The sequence below is a fragment of the Streptomyces sp. NPDC097619 genome (assembly GCF_040302735.1).
Taxonomy (GTDB): Bacteria; Actinomycetota; Actinomycetes; order Streptomycetales; family Streptomycetaceae; genus Streptomyces.
In genome coordinates this window covers 1-12377 of the sequence record NZ_JBEOSD010000208.1, presented here as the reverse complement: position 1 = coordinate 12377, position 12377 = coordinate 1, and the positions used below count along the sequence as shown (strand labels likewise).

Genomic DNA, 12377 nt, shown 5'->3' with positions numbered 1-12377 from the left:
GGCCTGGAACCCGACCACGAGGCCCTCCACGAGGTCGCCGTGCAGGTCGGCAGCGACGTGGCCTTCGCCCTGCTCGGCGGCACCGCCATCGGCACTGGACGCGGCGAGAACCTCACGCCCCTCACCCACTGCGGCCGCTTCCACTGGGTGTTCTGGGAGGGGGCCGCGGCGCGTCCGGAGCGGGTCCGCCTAGGCCGACAGGGGCCGTTCCACCTTGATCGATTGGAGGAGTCCGATGGCCACCCAGACGGCGAACATCGAGGATCCGCCGTAGGAGACGAAGGGCAGGGGCAGGCCGGCCACCGGCATGATGCCGAGGGTCATGCCGATGTTCTCGAAGGACTGGAAGGCGAACCAGGCGATGATCCCGGCCGCCACGATCGTCCCGTACAGCTCGGTGGTCTGGCGGGCGATCAGGCAGGCCCGCCACAGCACCACGCCGAGGAGGACGAGCACCAGGCCGGCGCCGAGGAAGCCCAGCTCCTCCCCCGCCACGGTGAAGACGAAGTCGGTCTGCTGCTCCGGCACGAACTGGCCGGTGGTCTGCGAGCCCTTGAAGAGGCCGGAGCCGACGAGCCCGCCGGAGCCGATGGCGATGCGGGCCTGGTTGGTGTTGTAGCCGACGCCCGCCGGGTCCAGCTCCGGGTTGGCGAAGGCGGCGAAGCGGTTGATCTGGTACTCGTCGAGGACGCCGAGCTGCCAGATCAGGACCGCTCCGAGGACGCCGGAGCCCAGCAGGCCGAACACCCACCGGTTGGAGGCCCCGGAGGCCAGCAGCACCCCGAGGACGATCACGACCATCACCATCACGGACCCGAGGTCGGGCATCAGCATGACGATGCCCATGGGGGCGGCGGCCAGGCAGAGGGCCTTGACCACGGTGCGGTGGTCGGGGTGGACCAGGTCCCCGGCGTCCACCCGGGCGGCCAGCAGCATGGCCATGCCCAGGATGATGGTGATCTTGCAGAACTCGGAGGGCTGGAGGGAGAAGCCGCCGCCGATCACGATCCACGCGTGGGCGCCGTTGATGGTGGCGCCGAGCGGGGTGAGGACGGCGAGGACGAGCACCAGCGAGAGCCCGTACAGCACCGGGACCGCGCCGCGCAGGGTGCGGTGGCCCAGCCAGACCGTGCCCGCCATGAGCACCAGGCCGATGCCGGTGTTGAGGGCGTGCCGGAAGAGGAAGTAGTACGGGTCGCCCTGGTTGAGGACGGTGCGGTTGCGGGTGGCCGACCACACCAGCAGGGAGCCGATGAAGGACAGGGCCAGCGCCGACAGCAGTATCGGCCAGTCGAGCCGGCGCAGCACCGAGTCGCGGGCGGTGAGTCGGGCCAGCGGACCGCGGTCGGGCGCGTAGCGGGACACCGAGAAGTTGTTGGCTCCGGTCACAGCGTCCGCCCGCCCATCCAGACCTCTCCGGGGGGCCCCGCCTGACCGGTGTCCGGGGCCTCGGGCACCGGCACGTACGGCTTGATCTCGGGGGCGTCGATGGAGCCGTCCTTGTCGACCTTGGGGAGACCGGTCTGCGGGCGGGGCAGCAGGGCCTTCTTCAGGTCCTGGTTGCCCTCCTTGTCGAGCCCGTAGATCGCGTCGTAGATGTTGCGCACGGCGGGCCCGGAGGCGCCGGAGCCGGTGCCGCCCTGGGAGATCGTCATGACGATCGTGAAGTCCTTGGTGTACGTCGCGAACCACGAGGTGGTCTGCTTGCCGTAGACCTGCGCGGTACCGGTCTTGGCGTGCATGGGGATCTTGTCCTGCGGCCAGCCGCCGAACCGCCAGGCCGCCGTGCCGCCCGCCTCGACCACCGAGCGCAGACCGTTGTCGAGGTCCTTGATGGTGGCGGCGCTGACCGGGAGCCGGCCGTGCGGCTTGGGCTCGATCTCGTCGACGCTCTTGCCGTCGGGGCTGATCACGGCCTTGCCGATGGTCGGGTTGTAGAGGGTGCCGCCGTTGCTGATGGCGGAGTAGGCGGTGGCCAGCTGGACCGGGGTGATGAGGACGTCACCCTGGCCGATGGAGAAGTTGATGCTGTCGAAGGCCTTGAGCTGGTTGCCCTCCAGGCAGCTCTCGTACGCGATCTGCTCGACGTACGTGCCGCCCTTCTTGCCCTGCTTGCACCAGCCGTCCTTGTTGGCCTCCCAGAAGCTCTTCTTCCACTGGCGGTCCGGGATGCGGCCGCGGACCTCGTTGGGGACGTCGATGCCGGTCTCGGCGCCGAAGCCGAAGTCGCGGGCGGTCTTGTAGAACCAGTCGTGCGCGTCCTTCTTGGGCTTCATTCCGCCGTCGCGCTGCCACTCCTGGTGGCCGAGCCGGTAGAAGACGGTGTTGCAGGAGTACTTGAGGGCGTCCCCGAGGGTGATGGGGCCGTGTCCCTTGGACTCGAAGTTCGCGAAGGAGCGGTTGCCCATGCTGTAGGAGGCGCTGCAGTCGTACTTGTCGTTGAAGTCGTAGCCGGCGCGGACGGCGGCGCTCGCGGACACCACCTTGAAGACCGAGCCGGCCGGGGCCTGGCCCTGGATGGCGCGGTTGAGCAGCGGGTAGTTGGAGGACTCGCTGGTCAGGCGGGAGTAGTCGGTCGCGGAGATGCCGCCGACCCAGGCGTTGGGGTCGTAGTCGGGCTGGGAGGCCATGGCCACCACGCGCCCGGTGCGGGACTCCATGACCACCACGGCGCCGGAGTCGGCCTCGTACTTGCGGCCGGTGATCTTGTCGGTCTCGCCGCGGACCTGCTTCATGGCGGCGGCCAGCTCGTACTCGGCGACGGCCTGCACCCGGGCGTCGATGCTGGTGACGAGGGTGGAGCCGGGGACGCCCGGGTCGGATTCGGTCTGGCCCATGACCCGGCCGAGGTTGTCGACCTCGTAGGAGGTGACGGCGGCCTTGCCGCGCAGCTGCTTGTCGTAGGTGCGCTCGATGCCGGAGCGGCCCACCTGGTCGGAGCGCAGGTGCGGGGAGTCGGAGTCCTTGGCCTTCTGGATCTCCTCGTCGGTGACCGGGGAGAGGTAGCCGAGCACCTGGGCGGTACGGGCCTTGCCGGGGGCCGGGTAGCGGCGGACGGCGGTGGGCTCGGCGGTGATGCCGGGGAAGTCCTCGGGGCGTTCGCGGATCTGGAGGGCCTGTTGGGTGGTGGCCTCCAGGGTGACCGGGATCGGCTGGTAGGGGGAGCCGTTCCAGCAGGGCCGGGGGGTCTGGGAGTCGCAGAGCCGGATCTTGTCCATGACCTCCTTGGGGGTCATGTCCAGGACGTCGGCGAGGCGGGTCATGACGGCCTTGCCCTTGTCCTTCATCTTCATCAGCTCGGTGCGGCCGGCGGAGACGACCAGGCGGGTCTCGTTGTCGGCGAGGGGGACGCCGCGGGCGTCGAGAATGGAGCCCCGGACGGCGGGCCGCACGACCCGCTGGACGTGGTTGCTCTTCGCCTCGTCGGTGTACTCGTCGCCGTTGCGGATCTGGAGGTACCAGAGCCGCCCGCCGAGGGTGAGCAGCATCGAGAAGACGATGACTTGGATGATGACGAGCCGGATCTGCACCCGGGGGGTGCGGCCGGTCTCCGGAATGTTGGTCACGCCTGTTCCCCCGTCACAGCTTCTTGACGCTCTTCACGCCCTTGACGCCCTTTATGCGTCCGGCGCGTCCCGCGCGGTTGCGGGCGGTGCGCAGCCGCAGGCCGCCGCGCTGGCTGCCGATGCGCAGTCCGGTGCCGCCGGAGAGCCAGCCGGAGGACACGTCGGTGCCCTGGGGCGGGCCGCCGTTGGCCTCGACCGCCATCGGGTCGTTCTCGGCGCGGCGGGCCAGCGCCATGATGAGCGGCACCGTGAAGGGGGCCAGCAGCAGGTCGTAGAGGGCCGCGGTGAACAGGAGTCCGCCGAGGCCGACGTGGCGGGCGGTGGTGTCCCCGACGAGGGCGCCGACCCCCGCGTACAGGAGCGTGGAGGACAGGGCCGCGGCGACCACGGTCAGCATGGGGCCCCAGGCGGAGCGGAACCGGCCGGTGTCGGGCCGGACCAGTCCGGCCGCGTACCCGATGAGGCACAGCACCAGGGCGTAGAGCCCGGCGGCGTGGTCGGCGGGGGGTGCCAGGTCGGCCACGAGTCCGGCGGTGAAGCCGATGAGGGCGCCGCTGACGTGTCCGTAGACGAGGGCGAGGGCGACCACGGTGAGGAGGACGAGGTCCGGGACGGCGCCGGGGAGCTGGAGCCGTCCGAGGATGGTGACCTGGACGACGAGGGCGACCACGATCAGGGACGACGAGAGCAGGATCCGGTTGAAGCGCATGACGGTCTCCTAGTCGTCGGCCGGCTGGGCGGCGTCCGGCCGCGCGGCGTCCGCGGCGACCTCGCCGGCGGCGGGGGCGCTCGCCGAGGGCGTGACCGTCACGGTGACCGTCGGGGCGGGCTTGGGCTTCTCGGGGCGGGGCGGCAGTACGGCGTCCCGCGGGTCGGTGCGGGGCGGCATCACGACGACGCCGACGATGTCGAGGCGGGAGAAGGCGACGTACGGGCGCAGCCAGACGGTGCGGGTGAGGTCGCCGCGGGAGGGTTCCAGGCGGATGACCTCGCCGAGCGGGACGCCGGGCACGAAGGGCTTGTTGCCGCGGGAGCCGAAGGTCACGAGCCGGTCGCCGGGGGCGATCTTGGCGCGGCCGTTGAGCATCTCCACGGAGAGGGCGCGGTCGCCCTGGCCGGTGGCGAAGCCGAGTTCGCCGGAGCTCTCCAGGCGGGTGCCGACGGTGAAGTCGGGGTCGTTGGCGAGGAGGACGGTGGAAGTGGTGGGGCCGACGGTGGTGATGCGGCCGACGAGTCCGTCGCCGTTGAGGACCGTCATGTCCCGCTGGATGCCGTCCTTGCTGCCCGCGTCGATGGTGACGGTCCAGGAGAAGCCCTGGGCCGCTCCTATGGCGATGACCTCGGCGCCCTTGATGCCGTACTGGCCGGCGCCGGCCTTCTTCAGCATGCCGTCGAGTTCGCGGAGCCGGGCGCGGTTGCGGTCGTCGCTGCCGAGCTTGGCCTTGAGGGCGGCGTTCTCGCGTTCGAGGGCGGCGATGCGGGTGTGCCGCTTGCCGGAGTCCCGTACGGCTCCTATGGCGTTGGCGACCGGGTCGACGGCGTCGGCGACGCCCTCCTCGACCGGCCCGAAGACGGCGGCGGCAGCGTGCCGGGCACCGTCGACCGGGGAATCCTCGCCTGCCCGGATGTCCACCGTGATCAGTGCGAACGCGATGGCGACCAGCAGTACCAGGAGGAGCCGGCTCTCTCGTGTGTCCCTCACGTGCGGCGGCCGTGCCTTCCTTCTCGTGGACCCGGTGCTTGCACCGGTCTTGCCTGTATATCAACGATCCGCCGTACGGGCCCGGTAGCACCCGTACGGCGGATCTGTGTGTTCCGCTCCGTCCCCCGCGGGGGAGTTCCGGTCAGCGCCGCGGCTGGGCGTCCAGGACCTGCTGGAGGGCCTCGAACTCCTCGACGCACTTGCCCGAGCCGAGGGCGACCGAATCGAGGGGGTCCTCGGCGATGTGGATGGGCATGCCGGTCTCGCGGCGCAGCCGCTCGTCGAGGCCGCGGAGCAGGGCGCCGCCGCCGGTGAGGACGATGCCGCGGTCCATGATGTCGCCGGAGAGCTCCGGCGGGCACTTGTCGAGAGTGGTCTTCACCGCGTCCACGATGGCGTTGACCGGCTCCTCGATGGCCTTGCGGACCTCGGCGGCCGAGATGACCACGGTCTTGGGGAGGCCGGAGACCAGGTCGCGGCCGCGGATCTCGGTGTGCTCGTCCTTGTCGAGGTCGTAGGCCGAACCGATGGTGATCTTGATCTGTTCGGCGGTGCGCTCGCCGAGGAGGAGGCTGTACTCCTTCTTGATGTGCTGGATGATCGCGTTGTCCAGCTCGTCGCCGGCGACCCGGATGGACTGCGCGGTGACGATTCCGCCGAGGGAGATGACGGCGACCTCGGTGGTGCCGCCGCCGATGTCCACGACCATGTTGCCGGTGGCCTCGTGGACGGGCAGGCCCGAGCCGATGGCGGCGGCCATGGGCTCTTCGATGATGTGCACCTGGCGGGCGCCCGCCTGGGTGGACGCCTCGATGACGGCGCGGCGCTCGACGCCGGTGATGCCGGAGGGCACGCAGACCACGACCCGCGGGCGGGCCAGGTAGCGGCGCTTGTGGATCTTGAGGATGAAGTACCGGAGCATCCGCTCGGTGATCTCGAAGTCGGCGATGACGCCGTCCTTGAGCGGTCGTACGGCGACGATGTTGCCGGGCGTCCGGCCGATCATCTTCTTCGCCTCGGAGCCGACCGCGAGAATGCCGCCGGTGTTCGTGTTGATGGCGACGACGGAAGGCTCGTTCAGCACGATCCCCCGGCCCCTCACGTACACCAGCGTGTTGGCGGTCCCGAGGTCGACAGCCATGTCACGGCCGATGAACGACATTGAGTTCCCCTTGTTCCCCATGAGGAGCGTCTGGCCTTCCCGGTTGATAGCGGCTGCTGTCAGGAGTCGGCGAGTGGGTGTGTGGGTGGAGGCCCCATCGTAGTGCCGCAGGTACGGACATTGCGCGACGGGACTCCGGCTTTCCCGCCGGAACGGATGCCCGCCCCCTTGGTGGTGACGACGTCTCCCGGTCAGGCGTTCCCGCTGTCGCCCGCCTATACCGAAGGGCGACCGAAATTACTTCGGTCGCCCCAGGGGATGAGCGCTATTCGGCTGACCCGATGTCAGGACAGGCCCGGGAAGAACAGCTTCAGCTCGCGCTCGGCGGACTCCTCCGAATCGGAGGCGTGGATCAGGTTCTCCCGGGTGATGGAGCCGAAATCACCCCGGATGGAGCCGGGCGCGGCGGCGATCGGGTCGGTCGGGCCCGCCAGCTGCCGGACGCCCTCGATGACCCGCTCGCCCTCGACCACCAGCACCACGACCGGACCGGAGGACATGAAACCCATCAGGGGCTCGTAGAACGGCTTGCCCTTGTGCTCGCCGTAGTGGGCCTCCAGGGTCTCCTGGTCCAGGGTGCGCAGCTCCATCGCGGGGACGGTCCAGCCGGCCTTCCGCTCGATGCGGCCGATGACCTCGCCGATCAGGCCGCGCCGGACGGCGTCGGGCTTGAGGATGACGAGAGTGCGCTGGCTCATGGTGTGGCTCCTTGCGGCAAACGGGTGCGGTCGTACGAGGCTACAGGCCCGCCCCCCGGCCGCCGGCGGGGGCCGGGGCAGGGGGGCGGGCGGGTGTCGCGGGTGGCGCTCAGGCCCCGGAGGGGGCCCCGCCGTTCTCGGCGGCGGCCAGTGCGGCCCAGCGGGCCTTGGCCTCGTCGATCCGGCGGCCGTAGTGGATGGAGGCCCACCACAGGCCGGCGAAGACCGCGCCGAGGAAGAACATCATCGGGACGACGAAACCGCTCAGCACCAGACCGATCTGGAGCACCCAGCCGACGGGCACGGCGGCCGGGCGGGAGAGCATCCCGCACAGCAGCAGCGAGAGCAGCATCCCGACGCCGCTGACGGACCACAGCAGCGCGAGGGAGATGTCTCCCTTCATGGCGACCAGAGCCGCGAAGCCGATGATGAAGAATTCACCGATCAGCGTCGAGGAACACAGCATCCGCACAGGATCAGACCCTCCTCAACAGCAGGCGCGCCTCGCCCACCGTGATCACGGAGCCGGTCACCAGGACCCCGGCCCCCCCGTATTCCGCCTCTTCCTCGGCCAGGGTAATGGCCGCCTCCAGGGCGTCGTCGAGGCGGGGCTCGACCTGTACGCGGTCGGCGCCGAACACCTCCACGGCCACCGAGGCCAGCTCGTCCGCGGACAGGGCGCGGTGGCTGGAGTTCTCCGTGACCACCACCTCGGCGAAGATGGGTTCGAAGGCTTCGAGGACGCCCCGGACGTCCTTGCCCTCGCTCGCGGCGACCACGCCGACCAGTCGGCTGAAGCCGAAGGACTCGGTGATCGCCTCGGCCGTCACGGCGGCACCGGCCGGGTTGTGGGCGGCGTCCAGGACGACCGTGGGGCTGCGCCGGACGACCTCCATGCGGCCCGGCGAGGTCACCGAGGCGAAGGCCTTGCGCACGGTGTCCACGTCCAGCGGGCGGGCGTGCTGGGCGCCGATCCCGAAGAACGCCTCCACCGCGGCCAGGGCCACGGCCGCGTTGTGCGCCATGTGGGCGCCGTACAGCGGAAGGAACAGGTCCTCGTACTCGCCGCCGAGGCCGCGCAGGGTCAGGTGCTGGCCGCCGACGGCGACCTCGCGGGAGACCACCCCGAACTCCATGCCCTCGCGGGCCACCGTGGCGTCCACCTCCACGGCCTTCTTCAGGAGCACCTGGGCGGCGTCCACCGGCTGCTGGGCCAGGATGACGGTGGCGCCGGGCTTGATGATGCCGCCCTTCTCCTGGGCGATCTCGCCGGGGGTGGAGCCGAGCCGGTCGGTGTGGTCCAGGCTGATCGGGGTGATCACGGCGACCGAACCGTCGATGACGTTCGTCGCGTCCCAGGTGCCGCCCATGCCGACCTCGACCACGGCCGCGTCCACCGGGGCGTCCGCGAAGGCCGCGTAGGCCATTCCGGTGAGCACCTCGAAGAAGGACAGCCGGTAGTCCTCGGCGGCGTCGACCATCTCCACGTACGGCTTGACGTCCTGGTACGTCTCGACGAAGCGCTCGGCCGAGATGGGCTGCCCGTCCAGGCTGATGCGCTCGGTCACCGACTGCACGTGCGGGCTGGTGTAGCGGCCGGTGCGCAGTTCGAAGGCGTTCAGCAGGGCCTCGATCATGCGGGCGGTGCTGGTCTTGCCGTTGGTGCCGGTGACGTGCAGGGAGGGGTAGGCGCGCTGCGGTTCACCGAGCACGTCCATCAGGGCCGCGATCCGGGAGACCGAGGGGTCCAGCTTGGTCTCGCCCCAGCGGCCCGCCAGCTCCTCCTCGACCTCGCGCAGGGCGCGCGCCACCTCGGGGTCCTCGGGACGGGCCGGGACCGGGTCGCCCTGGGGCGGTCCGGCCTGGGCGCGCAGGGTACGGCTGCCCGCCTCGATGACCGCCAGGTCGGGGTCGCGGCCGGTCTCCGCGTCGATGATCTCTTCGAACCGGTCGTCGCTCTCGGGCTGCTGCTCACTCACGGGGCCAGTCTACGGACGGGGAGCGGAAGGACTTTCGGCCCGCCCTTTTCAGGACCTTCGGCGGAAATCGCGCGCGGATCGTCATGCAAGCCTTGCGGGCAGGGAGATAGGGGAGCAAATGCCGCAGGCCAGCAGCAACAAGACGGCTTCGAGCCGCGACATAGGGATCGACCTGGGGACCGCGAACACCCTGGTCTACGCCCGCGGGCACGGAATCGTCCTCAATGAGCCGTCCGTGGTCGCGGTCAAGGCGGGCAGCACCACGGCCCTGGCGGTGGGCGCCGAGGCGAAGGAGACCATCGGCCGCACCCCCGGTTCGATCACCGCGATCCGTCCGCTGAAGGACGGGGTGATCTGCGACTACGAGGCCGCCGAGGAGATGATCCGGCACTTCGTCCGCAAGGCCGTGCCGGGCCGCCGGACCCGCACCCGGATGGTGGTGTGCGTGCCCTCCGGGGTGACCCCGGTGGAGCGGCGGGCGATCGTGCACGCCTCCACCCGGGCCGGGGCCAAGCAGGTGCACCTGATCGAGGAACCCATGGCGGCGGCCATCGGGGCCGGACTGCCGGTCTCCGACCCGCGCGGCTCCATGGTCGTGGACATCGGCGGGGGCACCACCGAGGTGGCCGTGATCTCCCTGGGCGGGATCGTCACCTCGCAGTCCCTGCGGGTCGGCGGGGACCGCCTGGACCAGGCCATCACGGACTGGGTCCGCAAGGAGCACGCCCTCCTCATCGGGGAGCGCACCGCCGAGGACGTGAAGGTGGCCATCGGCTCGGCCTGGCCCGTGCCGGACCGGCCCGAGCTGGAGGACCGCACCTTCACCGTGCGCGGCCGGGAGAAGGTCTCGGGGATGCCGCAGACCCTGGTGCTCACCGCCCGGGACGTGCGCGCCGCCCTGGACGAGCCGGTGGAGGCGGTCATCGCGGCCGTCCGCACCACCCTGGAGGAGTGCCCGCCGGAGCTCTCGGGCGACGTGATGGAGCACGGGATCGTACTGACCGGCGGCGGGGCCCTGCTGCCCGGACTCGACCTGCGCCTGGCCTCCGCCACCGGCATCCCGGTCTTCGTGGCGGACGCGCCGCTCGACTGCGTGGCCCTGGGCTCGGGCAAGTGCGTGGAGGACCTGGACACCCTCGGGAAGCTGCTCGCCCCCGCCCGGTACTGACACCGGCCCGGCACCGCGACCGGTCCGGGACGCGAACCGCCCCGTGCCGGACGCGCCCGGTGCCGCCGTCCGGGACCCTGTCGCGGGGCTCAGCCCCGCGGCAGGGTGGCCTCCACCCGGTAGCCCTCCGGACAGCGGACCGCGGTGAGGGTGCCGCCCAGCCCGCGGACCCGCTCCGCCATGCTGGCCGTGCCCGAACCCGCCGAGACCGGCGCCCGCCGGGGCAGCCGCTCGGGCAGGGCGTTGCTGACGGTGATCCGCAGCCGCGGCCCCTCCGCGGCGATGGCCACCTCGATGACCTCGCCCGGCGCGTGCTTGGCGGCGTTGGTCAGGCACTCCTGCACCACCCGGTAGACCGCCGCCTGCCGCAGCGGCGAGAGCTCCGCCACCGCCGGGTCCACGCTCAGCCGCACCGGGGATCCGGCCCGGCCGCTCTCCTCCGCCAGCCCCGGCAGCCCCTCCACGCCGGGGGTGGCCGCCCGCTCCCCGCGGTGCACGATGATGTCGTTGAGGACGAGGTGGGCGCGGCGCGCCGTCTCGGCCAGCTCGTCGAAGTCCTTCTCGTACGGCTTGCCCCGGGCCCGTACCGCCAGCACCTCGGAGCGCACCGTCAGCAGGGTCAGCTCCCGGCCGACGAAATCGTGCACGTCCCGGGCCACCGAGGTGCGCTCCGCCTCGACGGCGCTGTGCACGGCGTCCTGGGAGCGGCGCGCGTCGAGCTCGCGGACGAGGTCCTGCCGGAAGGCCGCGATGCCCACGGCCGCCGCCAGCACCCCGATCGGGACCACCAGCCCCAGGAACCCGCTGAAGGTCTCGGCCCGCATCGCGGGCCAGCCCGGCAGGTGGAACAGCAGCAGCGCGTAGAGCAGGTATCCGGCAACGGCCAGGACCGCCGCCCGACGGCCGCGGAAACGGCCCAGCGAGTACAGGGCGAACTGGATCAGGGTCAGCTCGTGCAGCCAGCCGATGAAGAGCAGGGCCGTCAGGTACGGCACCCAGGGAAGTCGCCGCCGGAGCAGCAGGGTGCCCGCGCCCGCCGCGAGGACCAGGGCGGCGGTGAGGCCGTTGAGGGAGTTGTCCGCCGAGGCCAGACCCGGCAGGTCCAGGCCCATCAGGGCCAGACAGCTCAGGGCCGCGAGCAGGTCGAGGATGCGCGGGGAGCCCTGGCAGCGCTCCGCAGCCCGCCGGAGGACGTCGGCCGCCCGGGCAGCCGTCCGCCGCAGCGGGGCGGGGACGGGCAGGGCGGGCATGCCCTCCATCATCCAAGGTCGCGGGGCCGGAACGGCCGCCGATCCCGCCCGGAAGGGGTGATTTACGGCACTTGTGCAGGGGCCTTTGGTCCCGTACCGCCCGGTGCTTTCCGCCCTGTTCCGGGCCCGGCACGGAACGTTAGCGTCGGCGGATGAGCACCTGGACCCCGCTGACCCGGCCCGTGCCCCTCCGCCGTGCCGACGGCCCCGGGCCGGCGCTGCTGATGCTCCTGGGCGGGCTGACGGGCGCGGTGGCCTCGGGGGTGCTGACGTACGACCGGATCAGGACGCTGGAGGACCCGTTCTTCACCCCGGGGTGCAACGTCGACGCGCTGTTCAGCTGCGGGGACGTGATGACCACCTGGCAGGGCAACCTCCTCGGCTTCCCCAACATGCTGCTGGGCCTCGCAGGGTTCTCCGCCCTGGCCGCGCTGGGGCTGGCCCTGCTCGCGGGGGCGGAGTTCGCCCGCCCGCTGTGGCTGCTGGTCCAGGCCGGGGTGAGCGCGGCCTTCCTCTTCGTGCTGTGGCTCTTCGCCCAGTGCCTGTACGTGATCGGGGCCCTGTGCCCCTGGTGCATGGTCGTCTGGGCGGTGGTGGTCCCGCTGTTCTGGTACGTCACCCGACACGTGCTGCCGCTGCCCCGCGCGCTGGCGGCCCTCCCCCACTGGCTGGTGCCCCTGGCCGTGTACGCGGTGATGACCGCCCTGACGGTGGCCCGCTTCGGCTGAGCCGCCGGCGGCGCCCGCCGCCCCCCGACCGCGGAACACCCCGGCGATCCCGGGTGACCGCCCGCACGGGAACGGCCCCCGCACCGATCGGTGCGGGGGCCGTTCCCGGGCGGGCCGGGGGTCA

Annotated in this window: 11 protein-coding genes; 2 read left to right on the top strand and 9 right to left on the bottom strand. The window is 71.6% G+C overall.

What is annotated here, in order from left to right; all coding sequences use genetic code 11:
- Positions 1 to 189 precede the first annotated feature (189 nt).
- The 8 genes from rodA to folC all read right to left on the bottom strand — a co-directional run bounded on the left by rodA (position 190) and on the right by folC (position 9107).
- Positions 190 to 1389, bottom strand: a complete 1200-nt coding sequence (rodA, locus tag ABTZ17_RS33695) for a rod shape-determining protein RodA (protein ID WP_352199610.1) — start codon at positions 1387 to 1389, stop codon at positions 190 to 192.
- Entirely contained in the window at positions 1386 to 3566 is a 2181-nt protein-coding gene (gene mrdA / locus ABTZ17_RS33690) for a penicillin-binding protein 2 (protein WP_352199609.1), read from the bottom strand. The genes rodA and mrdA overlap by 4 nt, the downstream gene beginning before the upstream one ends.
- 13 nt (positions 3567 to 3579) lie before the next feature.
- Positions 3580 to 4275 (bottom strand): rod shape-determining protein MreD, encoded by a 696-nt coding sequence (gene mreD, locus ABTZ17_RS33685; RefSeq protein ID WP_352199608.1) that lies wholly within the window; start codon positions 4273 to 4275, stop codon positions 3580 to 3582.
- A 9-nt stretch (positions 4276 to 4284) separates the two neighbouring features.
- Complete coding sequence (gene mreC, locus ABTZ17_RS33680) at positions 4285 to 5268, bottom strand: rod shape-determining protein MreC (protein ID WP_352199607.1); 984 nt, start codon at positions 5266 to 5268, stop codon at positions 4285 to 4287.
- 142 nt (positions 5269 to 5410) lie between these two features.
- Positions 5411 to 6430 (bottom strand): rod shape-determining protein, encoded by a 1020-nt coding sequence (locus ABTZ17_RS33675; protein ID WP_125647420.1) that lies wholly within the window; start codon positions 6428 to 6430, stop codon positions 5411 to 5413.
- A 284-nt stretch (positions 6431 to 6714) separates the two neighbouring features.
- The gene (gene ndk / locus ABTZ17_RS33670) at positions 6715 to 7128 is read right to left on the bottom strand and encodes a nucleoside-diphosphate kinase (protein ID WP_352199606.1); all 414 of its coding nucleotides are present in this window, start codon (positions 7126 to 7128) and stop codon (positions 6715 to 6717) included.
- A gap of 109 nt (positions 7129 to 7237) precedes the next feature.
- A complete protein-coding gene (locus ABTZ17_RS33665) occupies positions 7238 to 7600 on the bottom strand; it encodes a DUF4233 domain-containing protein (RefSeq protein ID WP_352199605.1) in 363 nt (120 codons plus the stop codon).
- A gap of 4 nt (positions 7601 to 7604) precedes the next feature.
- Positions 7605 to 9107 carry a bifunctional tetrahydrofolate synthase/dihydrofolate synthase gene (gene folC / locus ABTZ17_RS33660; protein WP_352199604.1) on the bottom strand — a complete coding sequence of 501 codons (1503 nt, stop codon included), beginning with the start codon at positions 9105 to 9107 and terminating at the stop codon, positions 7605 to 7607.
- 118 nt (positions 9108 to 9225) lie between these two features.
- Here folC and ABTZ17_RS33655 point away from each other — a divergent pair, with 118 nt between their 5' ends.
- Positions 9226 to 10275, top strand: a complete 1050-nt coding sequence (locus tag ABTZ17_RS33655; RefSeq protein ID WP_352199603.1) for a rod shape-determining protein — start codon at positions 9226 to 9228, stop codon at positions 10273 to 10275.
- 89 nt (positions 10276 to 10364) lie between these two features.
- Here ABTZ17_RS33655 and ABTZ17_RS33650 read toward each other — a convergent pair whose 3' ends face one another.
- Positions 10365 to 11525, bottom strand: a complete 1161-nt coding sequence (locus ABTZ17_RS33650) for a sensor histidine kinase (RefSeq protein ID WP_352199602.1) — start codon at positions 11523 to 11525, stop codon at positions 10365 to 10367.
- Between the two features lie 152 nt (positions 11526 to 11677).
- On the opposite strand from ABTZ17_RS33650, the gene ABTZ17_RS33645 reads away from it, so the two are divergent.
- Positions 11678 to 12253, top strand: a complete 576-nt coding sequence (locus tag ABTZ17_RS33645; RefSeq protein ID WP_352199601.1) for a vitamin K epoxide reductase family protein — start codon at positions 11678 to 11680, stop codon at positions 12251 to 12253.
- The last annotated feature ends 124 nt before the right edge of the window (positions 12254 to 12377 follow it).

Bases quoted from the DNA above. Each gene is read 5' to 3' on its own strand.
- ABTZ17_RS33650 (WP_352199602.1), bottom strand. From the start codon at position 11,525: ATGCCCGCCCTGCCCGTCCCCGCCCCGCTGCGGCGGACGGCTGCCCGG.
- ABTZ17_RS33655 (WP_352199603.1), top strand. From the start codon at position 9,226: ATGCCGCAGGCCAGCAGCAACAAGACGGCTTCGAGCCGCGACATAGGG.
- ABTZ17_RS33675 (WP_125647420.1), bottom strand. From the start codon at position 6,430: ATGTCGTTCATCGGCCGTGACATGGCTGTCGACCTCGGGACCGCCAAC.
- ABTZ17_RS33645 (WP_352199601.1), top strand. From the start codon at position 11,678: ATGAGCACCTGGACCCCGCTGACCCGGCCCGTGCCCCTCCGCCGTGCC.
- mreD (WP_352199608.1), bottom strand. From the start codon at position 4,275: ATGCGCTTCAACCGGATCCTGCTCTCGTCGTCCCTGATCGTGGTCGCC.
- ndk (WP_352199606.1), bottom strand. From the start codon at position 7,128: ATGAGCCAGCGCACTCTCGTCATCCTCAAGCCCGACGCCGTCCGGCGC.